The following is a 19,229-nucleotide window of genomic DNA, read 5'->3' on the forward strand; positions in this document are numbered from 1 at the left end:
CAGCGGATTGAGACGATGTTGCCTGAAACATTGGGGCCGCTTGCCAAGGCCATATCTGGCGCACGCAGCAAGATACGCGAACGCTGGCCAGAGGGGCCGGAACGCCGCCGCGCACTTGACCAGGGCTTTGCCGCAGGTGGCTTGTTGGATCCGTTCGGACGCCACGCGCCTAATAGCGTGGATCTTTGGCTTGATGTCGCGCAGGAACCTTTGGGTGACCGCCTTATTGAGATCGCCTTGTTATCTGCAAATCCTGATGACCTGACATTGCTCACTGCGCGTTTATTGGGAGAGGCTGACCATATATTCCACGACGCCAATGTACCCCCTGCGATCCTCAATCGCGCCCGTGCCGATGCCATCCGTCATGTCGGTGCGCCGCCCCTGACAGCGCCCGAAGGCTTGTCTCTCTTCCTTCGGTTGCCGTTAGCGCACGGATAGGGCATGACGTTGGCCTGAACAGTCGCAAGGTCGTTATTTTGTCCGCTTTTCCAACTGAAATATGTTTTTACGGCTGCGGTAATATGGGCAGCGCAATGCTGCGGGGGTGGCTTGCTGCGGGCATGGCGCCGGATCGCTTCGTCGTCATCGATCCAATAGCTGACAATGTGCCAAACGACGTTTCCCTCTACCGGTCACCACAAGAAGTAAAGCGGCAGTTCGATATACTCGTGCTCGGTATCAAGCCCCAGCTTTTGCCATCGCTTGCGGCTGACATTGCGACATTGCTTGCGCCGGATGCCTTGGTCATCTCCATACTTGCCGGCACAACAACCCGGACGCTATCGGCGGCCTTCCCTGCCGCTCGCACCATTCGGCTAATGCCCAACCTAGCTGCCGCTATTGGCAAGTCACCATTGGCCATGTTTGCACCACATGCAGATGATCAAGCGCGCGCCGACATTGCATCGTGGCTTACGGCATTGGGAACAGTGATATGGATCGAAGATGAAAGCCACATGGATGCCGTGACCGCGCTGGCCGGTTCGGGCCCGGCTTTTGTCTACCGTTTCGTTGACGCTCTGGCGAAAGGCGGCGAAGCAGCAGGGGTGCCACATAATATTTCCGCACAATTGGCCATGGCAATGGTTGAGGGTGCATCTGCACTTGCGGCAGGCTCGACCGAAACACCGAGTGAACTGGCCGCACGTGTAACGAGCCCAGGCGGGACGACGGCCGCTGGATTGGCTGTGCTTGATTCAGACCACATTTTGGATGTGTTGATCGCACAAACATTACGCGCAGCACGCGACCGTGGGACGGAATTGGCGAAGGGAGATACCAAATGAGGCTAAATATCGCTTTGGCGCTAGGTTGTATCTTGGCGCTGCCAGCCTCCGCATGGATTGAAGCCCCGCCATCGATGGATCAAGCGACTGCAAATCTTGCCAAAACGGGTCCAATTGAAAACCTTGAACTTTGGCAGCTCGCAGAGGGCATCGAAAATGGCGCGCTTAATAGTGAAGCCATTACCGCCGCCTACCTCGCTAGAATTGCTGCTGTTGATGACAGCGGGCCAACACTGAACGCCGTCATCGCAACATTGCCTGACGCGGTCGACCAGGCGCGCGCCATGGATGCCGAATTGCGCACGGGGAAATATCGGGGACCGATGCACGGTATTCCCATATTGGTTAAGGACAATGTGGAGGTTGCGGGACCCATCGCGACGACCGCTGGGTCCTTGGCACTTGCCGGAAATATTACCAACCGCGACGCACCGCTGATCGCGCGCTTGCGCGAAGCGGGTGCAGTCATTCTTGGAAAAACCAACCTCAGCGAATGGGCCAATATCCGGTCGGATAATTCAACCAGTGGCTGGAGCGCGGTTGGAGGCTTGACGCGGAACCCCCATGCGCTTGACCGCAACAGTTGCGGTTCATCCAGCGGAAGTGGCGCTGCAGCAGCCGCTGGTCTTGCCGCGGCGGCCATTGGCACCGAGACCGACGGCTCAATCACCTGCCCCGCCGGGGTGAGCGGTGTGGTCGGGTTCAAGCCGACCGTTGGCTTGGTTTCCCGCCGCTTTGTTGTGCCTATCAGCCACAGCCAGGATACCGCCGGACCAATGACTCGCTCCGTGCGTGATGCTGCTATCATGCTCACAGCCATGGCAGGGAGCGATCCGCAAGACCCTGCGACAGCCGAGGCGGACCGCTGGCGCGGGAACTATGCGGCGGGCCTGTCCGTCGATGGCTTGAAAACCATGCGCATCGGTGTCCTGCGCGCACCCAATGCCGACGCCGCATTGTTCGACGCGGCGATGGCCAAATTAAAGGACGGAGGCGCTGAAATCATAATGCTTGATGGCAGCAAGATTGACCGGCAGAAGATTGGGCAGGGCGAATTCAAGGTATTGCTCACGGAGCTGAAAGCAGACCTTGCATCCTATCTGCAAGGCCTGCCGGACGGCCTCGTGCCGCACAAGACACTGGCCGATATCATGGCATTCAACACAGCCAATGCCGACAGGGAATTGCAGTATTTCGGGCAGGACACGTTTGAAGCGGCAGAAAAGGAAAAAGGGCTGGATGACCCTGCCTATCTTGAGGCGTTGGCAACATCACGCAGCCTTGCCACCAATGCGTTGAACCAGCTATTCGCGAACAACAAGGCTGATGTCATCATCGCCCAGACCAATGGCCCGGCATGGGTGTCAACTTTGGGCAAGGGCGATGCCTTTGCGGGGCCGAGCGCCAGCCAATTGCCGGCCGTCGCGGGCTTTCCCCATTTGACGGTGCCAATGGGGCTGTCATCGGGGCTGCCCGTCGGGCTTAGCTTTATTGGCCCGAAATGGCATGATCATATGGTTTTAAAAGCCGGATTTGCGTATGAGCAGCTTTCTAAAGCGCGAGTCACTCCGACATTTCCGGCAACATTGGAAAGCAAATAAATGGCATTCGGAAAACCTGATCTGGGCAGCATCGTGCCGAAAGGTGCGAACTTTGACCCGGCCTTGGTCAACAAATTGATGGGCAAGTTCGGCCATGGCGGTTTTCTTAATATGGAATATGTCGGCCATGGCGATGACTGGGTAGAACTCGCTATCGACTGGCGGGAGGACCTGGTTGCTGACCCCGATACGGGCATATTGGCCTCTGCCGTTATCATCAGCCTGATGGATAACGCGACCAGCATGTCCATTTGGACAAAACTGGGGGAGTTCCGGCCGCAGGTGACGATGGATTTGCGGATCGACTATTTGCGCCCTTCCCCATCCGGGGAGCGCGTTTACGGCCGGGGTATCTGCTACCATCTGACCAACAGCATTGGCTTTGTGCGGGGCTTTGCCCATAACGGGAACCCTGATGAACCCCTGGCACATGCCAGCGGAACCTTCATCCGCATTGGAGACCGCGTGTCATGAGCGGTTCGGTAAGTGCACTTCCGCCTTATGCCCGTGCGTTGGATATGGACATTGTGGACGAATTCAATGGCGCTCCGGTTATCGGGATGCCTTTTGCTGACCGCGTTCAAGGCCGACCAGGCTTCTTGCATGGCGGTGCCATTTCGGGGCTACTGGAAATTGCTGCCATTGCGGCAATTCACCGCGCCCTACGCGCGAAAGGCAGCGATTCCGCGATCAAGCAAGTCAACGTCACTGTCGATTTCATGCGCGGCGGCGTCAGCCAAATGACTTATGCGGTAGGCGAAGTGACACGTCTTGGCCGGACGATGGCAAATGTCGAAGCCCGCGCTTGGCAAGAGGACCGGGATAAGCCCATCGCCATGGGCTATATGCATTATCTGATTAAGCCAAAGCGTCCGGTTTAATGACCTTAAGCCTCGCCATGCGTTTCAATAAGCGCGCTGGCAATGGCTTCCTCAGGCGTCTTGTCACCCCAGATGATGAACTGAAACACCGGATAGAAACGCTCGCATTCGTCAATCGCGACGTCAATGATGGTCTGCGCCTGATCCACGCCCAATAAGCCGTTGGATGGCATCAGGCTACCGTGACGGAACAACAATATGCCATTGGCTGACCACATGTCGAAATGGCCAAGCCACAATTGTTCGTTAATCAGGCCAAGCGCGGTATATACACTGGCGCGCTTGTCGTTGGGCACCGTGATATCCGGCAATATAATCAGTTGAAGCGCATTGTCCTCCTCACGCCAAATCGCGCGAAGCTGATAGCTGGCCCAACTGCCCTTATATTCGGCGGTGATTTCATCCTCACCTTCCAGTTCGAATGACCATCCGCGCGCCTCGAACAGCGCCGCAAGCATATCTACTGGCGCGGATTCGTCCCGTTCGAATTGCTCATATTGTTCGTCTGCGTCGTGCATGTTAATTGCGCCTGTCGTGTTGGTTCGAGTCTGCCCCCTGACTGACTCGCGCGCAAGGGGCTTGCGTCAACGCGCAACACAAGCCTGTGGGCCAACTGTGGAAAAGTTTAGACCGGGCCGTCTGTCGGCTTGATTGCCGGCTTTGCCTTGGCGGGAGCCGCGCTGCCTTTTGCATTCAACGCAGCTTCCAACGCCGCTACCCGTTTGCCGAGCGCGTCTGCTTCGGAGCGTGCATTTGCAGCAAGCGTTTTGACAGCGTCAAATTCCTCGCGTGATACAAGATCAAGACCGGCGGCCCATTCGCGTGCACGTTCGCGCATGCTCGCTTCGGCCTCACGGCCCATACCAGCCACGGTACCGGCAACGCCGTTTAATACCTTGGCCAAATCATCAAAAATGCGCTTTTCGCTTTGCATGTCATTCACTCCATTGCGGCCGGGGGTTAACCGCCATTACCTATTTGGGAAGTCACAGCCGGAACGTAAAGGCTTTCGGCATCGGGATTCAGCTGGTCGATCTGAAAATTCAGGATTGAGGCAAAGCTGATCCAGACAAGATAGGGCACCATGAGCCACGCCGCAGCCTTGCGAACGCGCGCAAATGCGAAGGTGGTAGCGATGGCCATGACAAGCATGACAAGGATTATATAAAAGGCTGTGGTCACCTGATGTTGACCAAAAAAAACGGGCGACCATGTCAGATTGATCAGGAACTGCGTCACAAACAAGGCAACAGCCACATTGCGGTGACGTGCCCCCCGCGCGTGAAGCACCATTGCAAAGGCCAGTCCCATCATGAAATATAATGTTGGCCAGACAACACCAAATACCCATCCAGGCGGCTGAATATCTGGCTTGATCAGCGTCTGATACCAGGCTTTTTCTTCAGTCGACCCGGACAAAGTGCCTGCGAAAAACCCAAGAAACATGATGACAGGGATAACGAAAAGCGCCCAGCGCAATAAGGACATGCGCAACTGCGATGGGGATGCAAGCTGGTTCATGTAAATTGCTCCAGACACGTCAGCGCGATTCGAATGGAAAAGCGTCTAATCAGGACATTAGCATCGGCGCAGAATAGAACAAGGCCGCCTACCCGTTTGGATAGGCGGCCATTTGTCCGCTCATTTGGCACAAGATTTGTACCAATAGTGCCAGTTTTACTTGCGCGTGCCCGAAAGGCCCATTGAACCAAATGCACCAGCCTTGACTTCGCCGGTCATGGCATCGCCCGAAACCGTTGCCGTGGCATCAAGATGCATTGGCATTGGCACCGTAATGTCCATGCCCCAGCTCAGCGTGTCGCCATCGACCGTGCCGTTGGTAATGTCCATGGAGCCAAGTCCACCAGACATTTGGCCCGAAAATGTACCGCCGTCGCTGTTGACGGTCAAAACTGCCTTTTGGTCACCCATTGGGCTTTTGATTGTTACGTCCCAATCGCCATCAACTGCCGCCATATTCTTGCTCCTTATTTCGCTGTGTTGCTTGCACTGGTGTTAGCAGCTTCGGTTACCATTTCAATTGGCAATCCGAGCACTTCCAACTGTGGCTTTACCTTCGCGGCATCGCCAACAACAAGCCAAGTGATCTTGGAAGGATCAACCTTCACACGCATTTCTTCGTTCAACGCATTGGCTGTCAGCGCATTATATTTGTCCGCCAGTGTCTCAACATAATTAAAAGGACGCTTGTTAAGACGGTCTGACTGCATTTGCGCAAGCACGGCCGATGATTGTTCATAGCTGCCTGGCAATTCAAGCACATTGCCCTTGATCGTCTTTTCCAGCTCGTCTGCCGTCACTGGCTTCCCGCCATTGAAATCCGTTAACTGGTCCATCAATACCTTAACCGACGGGCCGGTCTGGTTGGTCTGAACGGGCGCAAACATGTAAAATGGCACGCGGTCTTCGGCGCCATTGACCTGGCTGCGCACGCCATAGGACCAGCCCTTTGTCTCGCGCAGGTCCATGTTTATACGCGACAGGAAGTCACCGCCGAAAATCTCGTTCGCGGCGCGCAGGGTCAACAAATCGTCAGATCCTTTTGCGTCCAGCACCAGACCGGCCAGCACAAGCGATTGTGGCGAATTAGGCCGGTCGATCAACAAAATCTTAGCTTCAGGTGCAGGCAATGCGACAGCAAAATTCTTTGCTGGCGCTGGCGCTGCTTTTGGCTTCCACTTGCCAAAGCGCTTCTCAAGCATGGGCTTGATCTCGTTCAGGTTTGTGTCACCGACGACGAAGATTTCCGCTTTTGACGGGTGAATCCATGACTGGTGGAAATTGGCAACGTCGGCACGGCTAATTGTTGCAACCGTTTCTTCATAGCCGCTGCCAGTCTGCGGTCCGCCATAAGGATGTGCTTGCCCATATAGTAACGGTGGCATGCGGCGGACGGCGATACCCTGTGGCTGGTTGTTCTCCGACTTGATGCGAGTAAGTTGCTGAACGCGAACACGCTCCAGTTCATTGGTCGCAAAAGCCGGATTTTTGATGACATCTGCCAACAGGTCGAGTGACAGGCCAAGGTTCGGCTTTACCGCGCGAAGGCTGGCAACGGTGCGGTCAAGTGACGATCCGACATTTACGTCAGCACCAAGCTTTTCCTCGGTCTCGGCGATCTGGGTCGATGTAAGCGACTTTGTGCCTTCCATCAGCATCGTCGACATCATCGAAGCAATCCCGCGTTTGTCAGCCGGGTCGGCTGCATAGCCTGCGTTAAAGCTGACGGCCACGCGAACCGTTGGCACTGCTGCCCGCCGCGCGAAGAACACCTTGATGCCATTGCTTAAGGTCGTTTCCTCAACGGTCGGGAAATCCAGCGAAGGGGTGCCGGTCGGCTCAGGAAATTTGCTGCGATCCTGAAAGGCGACGGGTGCGGAAACCGAAGTGTCTTCTGCACCGGGGGGCGCATAAAATGCGGGTGCAGTAATCGTGCCGGTCCGGCTACCTGATCCAGCGGCGACTTCCTGATAGGCTTCACGCTCGCCGGGTTCGACACGAATTTCAAGCACTGGGCGAGTCAGCCACTTTTGCATTGCCGCCTTGACGGCCTCTGGCTTGGCTGATGCCAGCCGCTCCAGTTCCTTCTTGTAGAAAGATGAATCGCCAACATAAAGCTGGCCTTCGGCAAGCGCGACAGCCTTGCCGCCAAAGCCGCCAACTTGCTCAAGCCCGTCGATCTGCTGCGCGATATTGCTTGCTGCAACGCGCTGAACTTCTTCGGCGGTTGGACCAGTTTTGATATAATCTGCAATGATTTCATCGAGTCGCTTGGCCACCGCATCGGCATCACCGCCTGGCTTAACGTCAGCCTGAATGTTGACCAAGCTGCCATGGACGAAGGGGATGAGATAGGCGGATACGCCGACCGCGCTCTGCTCCTGGCGCACCAGTATATTGTCCAGACGCGAACTCGACAGGCCGCCAAGCGCGCTCATCGCGATAAACAAGGAATTTGCATCGGGATCTGCAAGACCGGGAACGACCCAATTGCGATAGATCCGCGTAGTCGGTACCTTATCCTTCATGACGATTTTAACGTCTTTTTCGAGCGTTGGCACTGCCGCGTTGACTGGCGCAACGTCCTTGCCGCGCTTGATGCTGCCGAACCATTTTTCGACCAAAGGCTTTGCCTGCGCGGCATTAATATCGCCAGCCAGAACAAGAATGGCGTTGTTTGGGCCATAATGGTCGGTGAACCAGTTTTTCATGTCATCGAGCGAGGCGGCGGCGAGATCCTCAAGGCTGCCGATGGTGTCGTGATGATAGGGGTGCCCTACCGGGAACAGAGTCGCTGAACGCTTGTAATCGACCAGACCGAAGGGTTGGTTGTCGCCCTGACGCTTTTCATTGGAAACAACGCCAATCTGGTTATCGAGCTTTTCCTTGGTCACGGCATTGAGCAAATAGCCCATACGGTCGCTTTCGAGGAACAAGGCCGACTCAAGCGCGGTCGTCGGCACTGTCTGGAAATAATTGGTGCGGTCCAGCCATGTTGTACCGTTCAGGTCGGTCGCGCCAATTTTCTTGGTATATTCAAAATAGTCGCCCGGCGCGTTTTCGCTGCCGTTGAACATGATATGCTCGAACAAATGGGCATAACCCGTTTTACCCGTTGGTTCGTTCTTTGACCCAACGCCATACCAAATAGACACGGCCACAATCGGTGCCTTGCGGTCTTCGTGGACAATCACGGTCAGGCCATTGTCGAGCGTGAATTTCTCATGCGGGATGTTCACTGCCTCTACCAGTTTTGAAACTGGTGCCGGGGTCTGGGCCAAGGCGGGCGCCTGCACTGCGAGCACAGAGCCCGACATCATAAGTGCGAGGGTCAATTTACGGATCATATTCTGCTCCCAAAGCTAAAAATTCATTGCTGCCCGAGATAGCGACGAAGTGGACAAACACAATCAAGCCAGGGAATATTTTCGACGAACAGCGTTTAGGGCCGATAACGGCGCTTTGCGTTCTTGACCGCGTCTGCCCATTCAAAATGTACCGGCTTGTAGCGACCCGCCACGAAGAGCTTCATCTGGTCTGTGTAATGCGGCGATTCGGGCCGCGTGGTGGCGGCACCATATGGCTGGATGGACTCTGACTTTACAGTTCCATCCTTGTCCCAACGGACCAGCATGATGAAACTGTCGCCATGCCTCACACGCACTTTGCCGTCTTCTTGATCGGCATCCCACATGGTGGTGGCACGAAGGGCGTCGCTACCCCCAAGCATCGGCAAATCCACATCGCCGCGCCGCAGCCGTTGAATTTCGGCAAGCGGCGGGTCAATCCGCCCAAAGCGTTCCTTGAATTCGGTTACCGCCTCCTGAAGCGTTTTGCGGGCGTCGGGCATCTTGTCCCCGCGCCAGTTTGGCCGTGCACCGAAACGAATGATGCGCTCGGCAAAGGCATCGGCGCTGCCCTTTCCGTCACTTGACCAATCCCAGCTGGCCAGTAGCTTTTGCGCTTTTGCCAGTTCAGGCGCGTCTTTCAAATCGAGGGCAGCAAAGGACGCCATCCACGACCCGGCCCAGCCTTGCTTGCTGTAAATTGTGTCCATCTTGATCGCGAGCAGTTCTTGCGGCGTAATGGACGTGTCCGCAGCGAGCAATTCGGTAGCGCGCAAGCCGCGGTTGGTCATTCCCCGCTCAATGCCCAGATAAAGCGAATACGCGGATGGATCCATTTCCGAGCCCGGCCCGGCTGCCAGAAAAGGCGTGTTGTTGGCGTTCTGGACAAAGCCTGAGGCCGGATCAACGATCTTGGGATAGCGGTCAAAGCCCACTGGCCCTGCCCACATCGCCGCCGACGTATCGCCCGGCAGCATCTTGGTATAGTCATATCCAGGCTTCCGGTCAGGGAAGAGCGCATTGTAGATATACGCAACGCGGCCCGTTTTATCGGCATAGATAAAATTCGTTGCCGGAATGCCGCCGATCGACATCGACTTGGTCCATTCGTCCCAGTTCGTTGCCTTGGTATTGCGATAATATTGCTCCACGACCTTTACGCTGTCGATGCCGGCATAGCGGATGGCATAATAGCCCTTGTCGTTCTTGATCACTGGGCCGTGGATCGAACGATACACCGTTTGAGGCACTGGCAGATTGAATGGTCCCAGTTTCACGGGCAACCAAACCCGCTTGGATGTCAGGGGCAACCACTTGCCGTCATAGCGATACCGGTCCCCGGCCTTATTCATGACCAGCTTGTAGACATCGATAAGGTCGGGGCGGTTGACGGTGTTGGTCCACCCCAGATGGCGATTGTGGCCCAGAAGCACGAAAGGAGAGCCGGGAAACAAAGCGCCAGCCATATCAAGCCCCTCGCCCGAATGGGTCACAGCTTCATACCAAGCCACCTGCCCTTCATAAGGCTGGTGCGAATTTGAGATAAGCCATGTCTTGCCATCGGCCATGCGCTTTGGTGCAATGGCAAAGGCATTGGAGCCGTTCATCTCAGGATCGCGACCGATTGGCGTCATGGGCGCTGCATTCTCCTTGGGCAGCGGCTTGCCTTCGGCGAGCGCGCCGATTGCACCATCAAGTCCATAGAAAAAGGGCGCACGCAGCACGAACCCAGTGACAATGTCCTGCCCGGTTACGGGAAACAGCTTCGACAACCGGACTTCCTGCGGATGCTTTGCGGCATAATGGTTCAGGCCGGCAGCATAGGCTTCTGAGACAGCACGCACTTCAGGCGACAACTCCATATATCGCTTTTCCGCTGTCTCGCGCGCGCCCAACAGATGAAGTACATAATCGACCTTTGCTCCATCCCCACCGGCAAGCGCGCCATAGCGGCCGCGGGTCATCGCAACGACATCTTCAATCGTCGAAAAATCGTCCTCGGCATGGGCGAAGGCCAGACCATAAGCGGTATCGGCATCAGTCCTGCCATTAATATGCGGAACACCATAGCTGTCACGGACAATTTCAACATCGTAGGCGCGTGACGATGCGTCATACCCCGTCGCGGCCAGCGGCTCCCAAACCGCGCCTGCGCCTGCAACGATTCCGACGATCGCCAGCGATACCCACAACAATTTCCGCACTACACTCTCCCCATGCCGTGAGACCTTGTCACATCGGTCCTTTTGCGTACATATCCGGCATAACCAAGAATTAAGGAAAGGAAAGTCCCTCGATGCATCGCACCTTCATCGCCCTTGCACTGGCAAGCGCCGCAATCACACCCGCATTCGGTCAGGCTGACGTTATTGGATCGGGCGTGTCACCTTCGGCTGCGGCCCATTCGCAGACACGGCCGATCAGCTTTTCGGCGACGGTGCCAACATCCGGCGCGCTTGTAATCATGATGCGCAATTCGACGCTGCCGACGGACATTGTTGATATGACGACTGCCCAGGCACTGAATGCGGCCATCGCGGCGGCGAAGTTTGAAGGCAAGGAAGGAACTTCCCTGTCGCTGCGCGGCATTGGCAGTTATGCGCGCATAGTTCTGACCGGAACTGGCGAAGAAGGCGACCGCGTTACAAATATCCGGAATGCATCGGGCAAAGCCGCGCAGGATTTACGCGATGAAAGCCAGCCCGTCTCGATCACCGGCGGTCTGAATCAGGATGAAGCTGCCGCAGCCGCCTTGGGATATGCCATGGGCCAATATCGGTTTGACCGTTACAAGACCGTTGACCGCAAGACACCGCCCACGAACCCGGTCTTGATTGTAAGCAACGATGCGCAAGGCGCAGACAGCTTGTGGAAGTCACGCCATTCGGCGTTGGCAGAGGGTGTTTCCCTGTCACGAGATCTGACCAACGAGCCAGCCAATGTCATTTACCCCGAAACCTTTGTCGAACGTGTCCGCGCCGCATTTGGCAACACTGCCAATGTCAAAATCGAGGTGCTTGATGAACCCATGATGCGAAAGCTCGGCATGGGAACGCTTGTCGGCGTCGGCCAAGGATCACGCCGGCCTTCGCGCCTTATGCTCGTCGAATATCGCGGTGGTGCCGATGGTGCGCCATTGGCGATGGTTGGCAAGGGCATCACTTTTGACTCCGGAGGCACGTCGCTGAAGCCCGGTGCCGGCATGTGGGAAATGAAGGCGGACATGTCTGGCGCAGCCAACATCATGGGCGCAGTTTTGTCGCTGGCAAAATCGAAGGCACAGGTTAACGTCATCGGCGTTGCCGCGTTGTCCGAAAACATGCCCGGCGGCAATGCGCAGCGTCCCGGCGACGTCGTGCGCACAATGAGCGGCAAGACCATCGAAATCCTTAACACCGACGCCGAAGGCCGGTTGGTGATGGCGGACGCCAATGAATATGTGATTGCCAACAAGAAACCCGGAGCGCTGGTGAACATGGCGACCTTAACGGGCTCCATCGTTGGCGCATTGAATGACGAATATGCTGGTCTTTTCAGCCGTGACGACCGTTTGGCAGCAGCGGTTGTCGCAGCGGGTACCGCGACTGGCGAAGAGGTCTGGCGCATGCCGCTGCACAAAAACTATCTGGATGACATGAAGTCCGACATTGCCGACATCAAGAACGTAGTTGAAGGCGGCGGGCCCGGTGCGGGATTGGGCGCAACTTTTGTGGGGTTCTTCGTCGATAAGGCTGTTCCATGGGCGCATCTCGACATTGCGGGCGTCAATTGGGCTGACAAGGCCGGACCAGTTACGCCAAAAGGGGCTTCGGGCTGGGGCGTGCAATTGTTGGATGCACTGGCGCGCAATTGGCGTTAACCCTCGCTTCGTCGCATTTCTACCGGAAAACCGTATTTAGGGATTCCTTTTATTAAGCCCCCGTTTAGTTATGGGGGCTTAACACGGTGGTCACACACTGAAAGTTGGACGGGGGTCCAACAGGGGGCTAACATGATATCACGTTGGGATTCATCGACCGCACGCGCTTGGTATGCCGCCATCCCATGGAATAGCGGGTGCAACTTTGCGCCATCCTACGCCATCAATCAGCTTGAGATGTGGCAGGCCGAAACCTTTGACCTGGCTGCAATTGACGCCGAGTTGTCGCTCGCTGCCTCGGTCGGCATGAACGCCGTGCGCGTCTATTTGCACGATCTATTGTGGTTGCAGGATGCCGAAGGTTTCATGGGCCGTATCGAGGCATTTCTTCAGCATGCCGACGCCCATAAAATTCGCACGATGTTCGTGCTGTTTGATTCCTGCTGGGACCCGGACCCGGCGCTGGGCCCGCAACGCGCGCCGCTTCCTGGCGTCCACAACAGCGGCTGGGTTCAGGCTCCCGGCATGAAGGCGCTGAAAGACCCCATGCAACATGACCGGCTTGAAGCCTATGTCCGCGGCATTGTCGGCCGCTTTGCTCATGATCGCCGGATTTTGGCGTGGGATATCTGGAATGAGCCTGACAATGGACCGGACGTGGCCTTATGCGACGCCGACGAATGGCGCATCAAGGGTGAGTTGGTGCGTCCGCTCATGGTCGATGCCTTTGGATGGGCACGCGCCTCGGACCCGACGCAACCGCTGACAAGCGCGATCTGGATCGGCGACTGGTCGGACCATAAAAAACTGACCCCGCTTCAGCAGGCGCAGGTCGATAATTCAGATATCATTACCTTCCACAATTATGGCGGGGCAGAGGATTTCGCGTGCCGCGTTGAATGGCTTCAGTCCTATGGCCGCCCTGTCATGTGTACAGAGTATATGGCGCGTCCGGCAGGAAGCACATTTCAGGCGATATTGCCCATTGCCCAAAAACATCGCGTTGGCATGTTCTGCTGGGGCCTTGTGCGTGGCAAAACACAAACGCACCTGCCATGGGCCAACTGGATTAGCCCGCTCAAGGATTTCCCCGCCGAAGCATGGTTCCACGATATTTTTGATGAGGATGGCAACCCCCATGATTTGGCTGAGGTGGAGTTCCTCCGGATGATGCACAGCATGGAGCATTTTGCAGTCACCGGAGAAGCCGGAGTCCGCCGGACGCCCAAACGCATCAAAGCAAAGGCCCGAAAACTCGCGACCGTCGCCTGACGTTCATCTTCCGTTGCGGGCATACTTGTGTTGCGAAAATGCCGCACTACATTCTGAATAGAAATTGAGTCCTCAACAACGAGGGCATCAACGGCATTTGGGATTTAGCGTATGAACCTTGAAAAATTTACCGACCGCGCCAAAGGTTTTCTCCAAAGCGCGCAAACCGTCGCCATTCGTATGAGTCATCAGCGCATCGGGCCTGAGCACCTGCTTAAGGCTCTGCTTGAGGACGAACAGGGGATGGCATCAGGCCTGATCAAGGCAGCCGGCGGCGATGCGGCGACCGCCTTGCGCGAAACCGACGCAGCGCTGGCAAAAGTTCCAGCCGTGTCAGGCGGCGGCGCGCAGCAAACGCCGGGGCTCGACAATGACGCCGTACGCATTCTCGATTCTGCCGAGAAAGTCGCGCAAAAGGCAGGCGACAGCTACGTCACTGTTGAACGCCTGTTGCTTGCAATCGCATTGGCGACGACGACAACTGCGGGCAAAGCTTTGGCAACGGCGGCAGTCACCGCCGAGGGTCTGAACGCTGCCATCAATGAACTGCGCGGTGGGCGAACAGCGGACACTGCGGGCGCCGAAGACCGGTACGACGCACTTAAAAAATTCGCACGCGACCTCACTGAAGTGGCGCGGGCCGGAAAGCTTGACCCGGTCATTGGCCGCGACGAAGAAATTCGCCGCACCATCCAGATTCTGGCGCGACGCACCAAGAACAATCCGGTCCTTATTGGCGAACCGGGCGTTGGCAAAACGGCGATTGCCGAGGGGCTTGCCTTGCGCATTGCCAATGGTGATGTCCCCGACAGTTTGAAGCACCGCAAATTGCTCTCGCTGGATATGGGCGCGCTTATTGCCGGTGCGAAATATCGCGGTGAATTTGAAGAGCGTTTGAAGGGTGTTCTGGACGAGGTCAAACAAGCCGAAGGCGACATCATCCTGTTCATCGACGAAATGCACACGCTTGTGGGGGCTGGCAAAGGCGAAGGCGCGATGGACGCAGCGAACCTTATAAAGCCTGCCTTGTCACGCGGCGAACTGCACTGCATCGGCGCGACCACGCTCGATGAATATCAAAAACATGTAGAAAAAGACCCGGCACTGCAACGCCGGTTTCAGCCGATTTTTGTAGGCGAGCCTACGGTTGAAGACACAATCTCGATCTTGCGCGGCTTGAAAGAAAAATACGAACTGCACCATGGCGTCCGTATCACCGACAGCGCGTTGGTGAGTGCTGCCACCTTGTCGCACCGTTATATCTCTGATCGTTTTCTGCCAGACAAGGCCATCGACCTGATGGACGAAGCAGCTTCGCGTTTGCGGATGGAAGTAGAATCGAAGCCCGAAGAAATTGAGACGCTCGACCGCCGCATCATCCAGTTGAAGATCGAACGCGAAGCACTTGGCAAGGAAAGCGACGCCGCGTCCAAGGACCGGCTGGCAAATCTGGAAGGCGAACTGGCCAATCTGGAACAGCAATCGCTTGAGCTCACGCAGCGCTGGCAGGCTGAGAAAGACAAGATTTCGGCGGAAGCAAAAATCAAGGAACAGTTGGATACCGCGCGCATCGAGCTTGAGCAGGCCCAGCGTTCTGGCGATCTCGCCAAAGCGGGCGAGCTGCAATATGGAACGATCCCCGGCCTTGAAAAGCAACTTGAGGAGGCCGAGGCTGCCGCTGGCAATGCGATGTTGCGTGAAGAAGTAACTGCGCAGGATATCGCTAGTGTCGTCAGCCGCTGGACAGGTATTCCAGTCGACAAGATGCTTGAAGGCGAGCGCGACAAGTTGCTCAATATGGAACAACTTATCGGCGCGCGCGTCATTGGCCAAAAGGACGCAGTTGAGGCCGTTTCAAAGGCCGTCCGCCGTTCGCGTGCGGGTCTTCAGGACCCCAACCGGCCGCTGGGCTCGTTCCTGTTCCTTGGGCCAACAGGCGTCGGCAAAACGGAACTGACCAAGGCGCTGGCATCGTTCCTGTTTGACGATGACAATGCAATGGTCCGCATCGACATGTCCGAATTCATGGAAAAGCACAGCGTTGCGCGGCTCGTCGGGGCCCCTCCTGGCTATGTCGGCTATGAAGAAGGCGGCGTACTCACCGAGGCAGTCCGTCGTCGGCCCTATCAAGTGGTGTTGTTCGACGAGGTCGAGAAGGCGCATTCGGACGTGTTCAACATCCTGCTTCAAGTGCTTGATGATGGCCGCCTGACTGACGGGCAAGGCCGTACGGTCGATTTTTCCAATACGCTCATCATTTTGACATCGAACCTTGGCAGCCAATATCTGGCTGCGTTGGAAGATGGGCAGGATGTGAAAGAAGTCGAACCGCAAGTCATGGAAATCGTGCGCGGCCACTTCCGCCCCGAATTTCTGAACCGGTTGGACGAGGTCATATTGTTCCACCGTCTGGGTGCGGAGCATATGGCACCGATTGTCGAAATTCAGGTTCAGCGTGTGCAAAAGCTGCTCAAGGATCGCAAGATCGCGCTCGCGCTGTCCGAAGGAGCGAAGGCATGGTTGGGCCGGGTAGGCTATGACCCAGTCTACGGCGCTCGCCCGTTGAAACGCGCTATCCAGCGCTATCTTCAGGATCCGCTGGCTGACATGTTACTGCGCGGTGGCATTCCCGACGGCGCGACCGTGACGGTCGAGGAAGGCGATGGGCAGTTGAAGCTGGGCGTATAGCAGCGCCAGCCGCAAGCTAAACCACTCTGGCTGCCGGGTCGCACTCCGGCAGTCGGGCGGTTTGTTGGCACTAAGCTGGAACGAACCAAGGGGCGTCGATTGGACGCGGGCCGGCGGGTGACACGACCACAATTACTGACCGCCAGGGCGGGTAGTTCCATCCTCCACCAATTTACGGGCGAGGGTATTGTTGGATTCCATAATTGCGCGCCACTCCGCCAAAGTCTTGCAAACCCTGCCCTTTTTCACCAAGGATCCGGTCACTTCGACTTTGCGGCACCTGAGCGACTTGTCCGAACCGGAAACTGCATCGGTTGTTGCCTTGGTTGTCTTGCTGTCCTCGGACACCGATGTCGCGGGTGTGGGGGACGAGGCCGAAACCGAAGCTACGCTGCCGAGGGTCAGAACGGCGAACAGGAGATAGCGCATCAAATATTCCTCATTGGTCTGTTGTTCTTACGTCATCACAATCGCGATGGTATAACGAAACTAGTCAAAAAACATTTAATATCAACGCGAAATGTTAAATCCTGTCGCGTCAGCGGCGTCATAATAGCGCACAATAACATCCTGTTCAACGACAGTGAGATGGGGGTTCCACACATCAAAGATTAGAATGGCGCGATTTTCGTCACTGTCATTCCATGCTTCATGTTCAATTGTGTCATCAAATGCAAAGGCCCTACCAACCTGCCAAGGCCGTGTTTCACCGCCGACGCGGAAACCGCAATTTTCGGGAACTAAAAGAGGCAGATGGACGATAGCGCGGGTGTTCGTGACACCAGTATGGGGTGGAATTCTGGTGCGGGGCTTTAGTATCGAGAAAAACGCACTGGGTGCCCGGCCTGGAAGCATTGCTTTGGGTAAATTCGCCAAAGCCTCCGCGGTTTTGGGGCACCGGTCCAGAACGGCCTGATTGGGCTGCCCATATTCCCACAAAAAACATGCGCCCCAGTTCAGCGACTGGTCAAGTTCCGACCACTTATTTTGCGGCACGCCCGCGTCCATTTTTACATAAGGTCGCAATGCGTCACCCGGATCGGAAAGCAGCGCTTCCAATTCCGTTCTTATGTCATCTGTCGCAGCCTCGATTTGCGACATCCAAGGAAAGTGCCGCCTGTCAAAAAACTCGTCAGCTGGAAGAAAGGGATAATAAAGACCTTCGCAATTGTTAACAAAGCTCTGGCGACGACCAAGGGCGAGGTCAACAAAAGCACTGCTTCGCCTTCGCTCCATCTCGTCCATTGTTGCGTTAAGGGGCGCGAGTTCGGCGCCAACGGCATCTGCAATTTGCACCGTCGCCTCAGCGACAAACGTCTGGCCAATCTGTAATGCTGACGAAATCTCCGGCGACAGGTCTGAGGCTTGCGCGGCCATCTGCAGCACGCCGCTCCACGCGACAAGCGCCTCGGCCTTCTCTTCTGTACGCTGGTGCAATTGAGCCTTACGCAGCCAAGCCATGAAGTCGCGCCTGTCAGCATCAATAGCGGCATTTAGAGCCTGCAATTCGCCTTTATCATCGCCTAACGAGCGCCGCGCGGTGGCCACATTCCGCCAAAGCGCACTGGAAAACTTGTCATGCGTCGTAGCCTCTAGGAAAAGGCGTTCGGCCTCAACAAAGCTATGCGCGCGCAACGCAAGCATGCCTTGACTATTCAATCGGGCAGCTTCAGCCGAGGGCGCGCTCTGGTTCATAAGCTCGATGCTTGCCATTTACAGCCATAAACGGCAAGGTCCAACGCGCAATGGAGCATAATAATATCAACGCGATGTGGAAGGACGGCGAATGGCTTGCCCATCGCTATGATGCTTCGACTGACACATTTCAATTGCGGTATGTGAATCGCCCGATGCACAACGCCGCAACCTTCGCCACAGATGAGTATCTTGGTATCGAGCAAAACCCGGTTGTCGTCGCACGGCGCGATGCCAGGGATTTGGTCGAGCAGACCGACAAGTTGCATTTCATTCTGCACTCTGCCTTTTGCGCATCAACGATGCTGGCCAATGCGTTTGATCTGCCGGGTGTGTCGATGGGTTTGAAAGAACCAGTCGTGCTCAATGATGTTGTAGGCTTTCGGCGGCGCGGCGGCGCTCCGGCTGCTGTTGCCGAGCTTCTCGGCGATGCGTTGGCGATGCTCGCCCGCCCGTTCGGACAGGATCAGGCCGTGATTGCCAAACCTTCGAATATATTCAACGCGCTGGCGCCTGCGGCACTGACCATGCGGCCTAATAGCAAAGCCATTCTTCTGTACGCGCCGCTGCCGGTATTCTTGCTTTCTGTGGCACGCAAGGGCCTCTGGTGCCGGCTATGGTGCCGTGAATTGCTTGAAGGGCAGATCAGAGACGGAATGGTCAATCTTGGCTTTGATATGTCTGACTTTTTCCGGCAATCTGATCTGCAAGTCGCGGCCGTCGGCTGGCTGGCTCAACAGAAATTGTTTAGCTTGATTGCACAAAAATTTGGTCCTGAACGAATAGCAACGCTGGACAGTGAAGCCCTCACAGCCAATCCCGGGAAAGCTCTCCAGGCGGCTGCAATGCACTTTGGAATAAGTGACCACGGCGCGGCAAATGAGGCGCATCCTGCGTTCAGCACGCACAGCAAGTTCGGCGGAAGTTTTCGGGCGGAGGACCGCCGTGCTGAATATGATTTGGCACACAAGGCGCATGGTGATGAAATAGAAAAGGTACTGGTCTGGGCGCAAGCTGTCGCCGATTCTGCCGATATTGCCCTTACGCTGGAACATCAGTTGCGATTTTGAATCGAC

At 56.2% G+C, this 19,229-nt stretch carries 16 protein-coding genes and 1 pseudogene; 9 read left to right on the top strand and 8 right to left on the bottom strand.

Annotated features, from left to right (window positions below; translation table 11 throughout):
* From ACK4S7_RS03890 to ACK4S7_RS03910, 5 genes and pseudogenes are all read left to right on the top strand, one after another.
* A pseudogene (locus ACK4S7_RS03890) lies at positions 1 to 441 on the top strand (siroheme synthase); the annotation flags it as partial.
* A gap of 38 nt (positions 442 to 479) precedes the next feature.
* Positions 480 to 1,289, top strand: coding sequence for a pyrroline-5-carboxylate reductase (gene proC / locus ACK4S7_RS03895; RefSeq protein ID WP_409644659.1), 810 nt, complete (start codon positions 480 to 482; stop codon positions 1,287 to 1,289).
* A complete protein-coding gene (locus ACK4S7_RS03900) occupies positions 1,286 to 2,890 on the top strand; it encodes an amidase (protein WP_409644660.1) in 1,605 nt (534 codons plus the stop codon). Before proC ends, ACK4S7_RS03900 begins: the two co-directional genes overlap by 4 nt.
* A complete protein-coding gene (locus ACK4S7_RS03905) occupies positions 2,891 to 3,364 on the top strand; it encodes a PaaI family thioesterase (protein ID WP_409644661.1) in 474 nt (157 codons plus the stop codon). It abuts the gene before it with no gap.
* Positions 3,361 to 3,771, top strand: a complete 411-nt coding sequence (locus tag ACK4S7_RS03910) for a PaaI family thioesterase (protein WP_409644662.1) — start codon at positions 3,361 to 3,363, stop codon at positions 3,769 to 3,771. The genes ACK4S7_RS03905 and ACK4S7_RS03910 overlap by 4 nt, the downstream gene beginning before the upstream one ends.
* Before the next feature lie 5 nt (positions 3,772 to 3,776).
* On the opposite strand, the gene ACK4S7_RS03915 is transcribed toward ACK4S7_RS03910, so the two are convergent.
* The 6 genes from ACK4S7_RS03915 to ACK4S7_RS03940 form a co-directional block, all read right to left on the bottom strand.
* The gene (locus ACK4S7_RS03915) at positions 3,777 to 4,289 is read right to left on the bottom strand and encodes a YbjN domain-containing protein (RefSeq protein WP_409644663.1); all 513 of its coding nucleotides are present in this window, start codon (positions 4,287 to 4,289) and stop codon (positions 3,777 to 3,779) included.
* Positions 4,290 to 4,396: 107 nt separating this feature from the next.
* Positions 4,397 to 4,705, bottom strand: a complete 309-nt coding sequence (locus ACK4S7_RS03920) for an accessory factor UbiK family protein (protein WP_409644664.1) — start codon at positions 4,703 to 4,705, stop codon at positions 4,397 to 4,399.
* A gap of 26 nt (positions 4,706 to 4,731) precedes the next feature.
* Positions 4,732 to 5,292 (bottom strand): TspO/MBR family protein, encoded by a 561-nt coding sequence (locus tag ACK4S7_RS03925; RefSeq protein ID WP_409644666.1) that lies wholly within the window; start codon positions 5,290 to 5,292, stop codon positions 4,732 to 4,734.
* Between the two features lie 156 nt (positions 5,293 to 5,448).
* Positions 5,449 to 5,748, bottom strand: coding sequence for a hypothetical protein (locus tag ACK4S7_RS03930; RefSeq protein WP_409644668.1), 300 nt, complete (start codon positions 5,746 to 5,748; stop codon positions 5,449 to 5,451).
* An 11-nt stretch (positions 5,749 to 5,759) separates the two neighbouring features.
* Complete coding sequence (locus ACK4S7_RS03935) at positions 5,760 to 8,639, bottom strand: M16 family metallopeptidase (protein ID WP_409644669.1); 2,880 nt, start codon at positions 8,637 to 8,639, stop codon at positions 5,760 to 5,762.
* A gap of 95 nt (positions 8,640 to 8,734) precedes the next feature.
* Entirely contained in the window at positions 8,735 to 10,843 is a 2,109-nt protein-coding gene (locus ACK4S7_RS03940; protein ID WP_409644671.1) for a penicillin acylase family protein, read from the bottom strand.
* A gap of 92 nt (positions 10,844 to 10,935) precedes the next feature.
* Between ACK4S7_RS03940 and ACK4S7_RS03945 the strand changes: the two genes are divergently transcribed.
* The 3 genes from ACK4S7_RS03945 (at position 10,936) to clpB (ending at position 16,458) form a co-directional block, all read left to right on the top strand.
* Complete coding sequence (locus ACK4S7_RS03945; protein WP_409644672.1) at positions 10,936 to 12,498, top strand: leucyl aminopeptidase; 1,563 nt, start codon at positions 10,936 to 10,938, stop codon at positions 12,496 to 12,498.
* Between the two features lie 132 nt (positions 12,499 to 12,630).
* Positions 12,631 to 13,770, top strand: coding sequence for a cellulase family glycosylhydrolase (locus ACK4S7_RS03950; protein WP_409644673.1), 1,140 nt, complete (start codon positions 12,631 to 12,633; stop codon positions 13,768 to 13,770).
* Between the two features lie 111 nt (positions 13,771 to 13,881).
* Positions 13,882 to 16,458, top strand: coding sequence for an ATP-dependent chaperone ClpB (gene clpB / locus ACK4S7_RS03955; RefSeq protein WP_409644674.1), 2,577 nt, complete (start codon positions 13,882 to 13,884; stop codon positions 16,456 to 16,458).
* 132 nt (positions 16,459 to 16,590) lie between these two features.
* Here the strand turns inward: clpB and ACK4S7_RS03960 are convergent, their stop codons facing one another.
* Both ACK4S7_RS03960 and ACK4S7_RS03965 read right to left on the bottom strand, forming a co-directional pair.
* Positions 16,591 to 16,887, bottom strand: a complete 297-nt coding sequence (locus ACK4S7_RS03960) for a hypothetical protein (protein WP_409644675.1) — start codon at positions 16,885 to 16,887, stop codon at positions 16,591 to 16,593.
* An 81-nt stretch (positions 16,888 to 16,968) separates the two neighbouring features.
* Positions 16,969 to 18,171, bottom strand: a complete 1,203-nt coding sequence (locus tag ACK4S7_RS03965; protein ID WP_409644676.1) for an aspartyl/asparaginyl beta-hydroxylase domain-containing protein — start codon at positions 18,169 to 18,171, stop codon at positions 16,969 to 16,971.
* A 32-nt stretch (positions 18,172 to 18,203) separates the two neighbouring features.
* Here ACK4S7_RS03965 and ACK4S7_RS03970 point away from each other — a divergent pair, with 32 nt between their 5' ends.
* Complete coding sequence (locus ACK4S7_RS03970; protein ID WP_409644677.1) at positions 18,204 to 19,223, top strand: hypothetical protein; 1,020 nt, start codon at positions 18,204 to 18,206, stop codon at positions 19,221 to 19,223.
* Positions 19,224 to 19,229 lie beyond the last annotated feature (6 nt).

This window comes from Sphingorhabdus sp., from assembly GCF_046292425.1.
GTDB lineage: Bacteria > Pseudomonadota > Alphaproteobacteria > Sphingomonadales > Sphingomonadaceae > Sphingorhabdus_B.

Bases quoted from the DNA above. Each gene is read 5' to 3' on its own strand.
- ACK4S7_RS03900 (WP_409644660.1), top strand. From the start codon at position 1,286: ATGAGGCTAAATATCGCTTTGGCGCTAGGTTGTATCTTGGCGCTGCCA.
- ACK4S7_RS03905 (WP_409644661.1), top strand. From the start codon at position 2,891: ATGGCATTCGGAAAACCTGATCTGGGCAGCATCGTGCCGAAAGGTGCG.
- ACK4S7_RS03910 (WP_409644662.1), top strand. From the start codon at position 3,361: ATGAGCGGTTCGGTAAGTGCACTTCCGCCTTATGCCCGTGCGTTGGAT.
- ACK4S7_RS03915 (WP_409644663.1), bottom strand. From the start codon at position 4,289: ATGCACGACGCAGACGAACAATATGAGCAATTCGAACGGGACGAATCC.
- ACK4S7_RS03920 (WP_409644664.1), bottom strand. From the start codon at position 4,705: ATGCAAAGCGAAAAGCGCATTTTTGATGATTTGGCCAAGGTATTAAAC.
- ACK4S7_RS03925 (WP_409644666.1), bottom strand. From the start codon at position 5,292: ATGAACCAGCTTGCATCCCCATCGCAGTTGCGCATGTCCTTATTGCGC.
- ACK4S7_RS03930 (WP_409644668.1), bottom strand. From the start codon at position 5,748: ATGGCGGCAGTTGATGGCGATTGGGACGTAACAATCAAAAGCCCAATG.
- ACK4S7_RS03935 (WP_409644669.1), bottom strand. From the start codon at position 8,639: ATGATCCGTAAATTGACCCTCGCACTTATGATGTCGGGCTCTGTGCTC.
- ACK4S7_RS03945 (WP_409644672.1), top strand. From the start codon at position 10,936: ATGCATCGCACCTTCATCGCCCTTGCACTGGCAAGCGCCGCAATCACA.
- ACK4S7_RS03950 (WP_409644673.1), top strand. From the start codon at position 12,631: ATGATATCACGTTGGGATTCATCGACCGCACGCGCTTGGTATGCCGCC.
- clpB (WP_409644674.1), top strand. From the start codon at position 13,882: ATGAACCTTGAAAAATTTACCGACCGCGCCAAAGGTTTTCTCCAAAGC.
- ACK4S7_RS03960 (WP_409644675.1), bottom strand. From the start codon at position 16,887: ATGCGCTATCTCCTGTTCGCCGTTCTGACCCTCGGCAGCGTAGCTTCG.
- ACK4S7_RS03965 (WP_409644676.1), bottom strand. From the start codon at position 18,171: ATGGCAAGCATCGAGCTTATGAACCAGAGCGCGCCCTCGGCTGAAGCT.
- ACK4S7_RS03970 (WP_409644677.1), top strand. From the start codon at position 18,204: ATGGAGCATAATAATATCAACGCGATGTGGAAGGACGGCGAATGGCTT.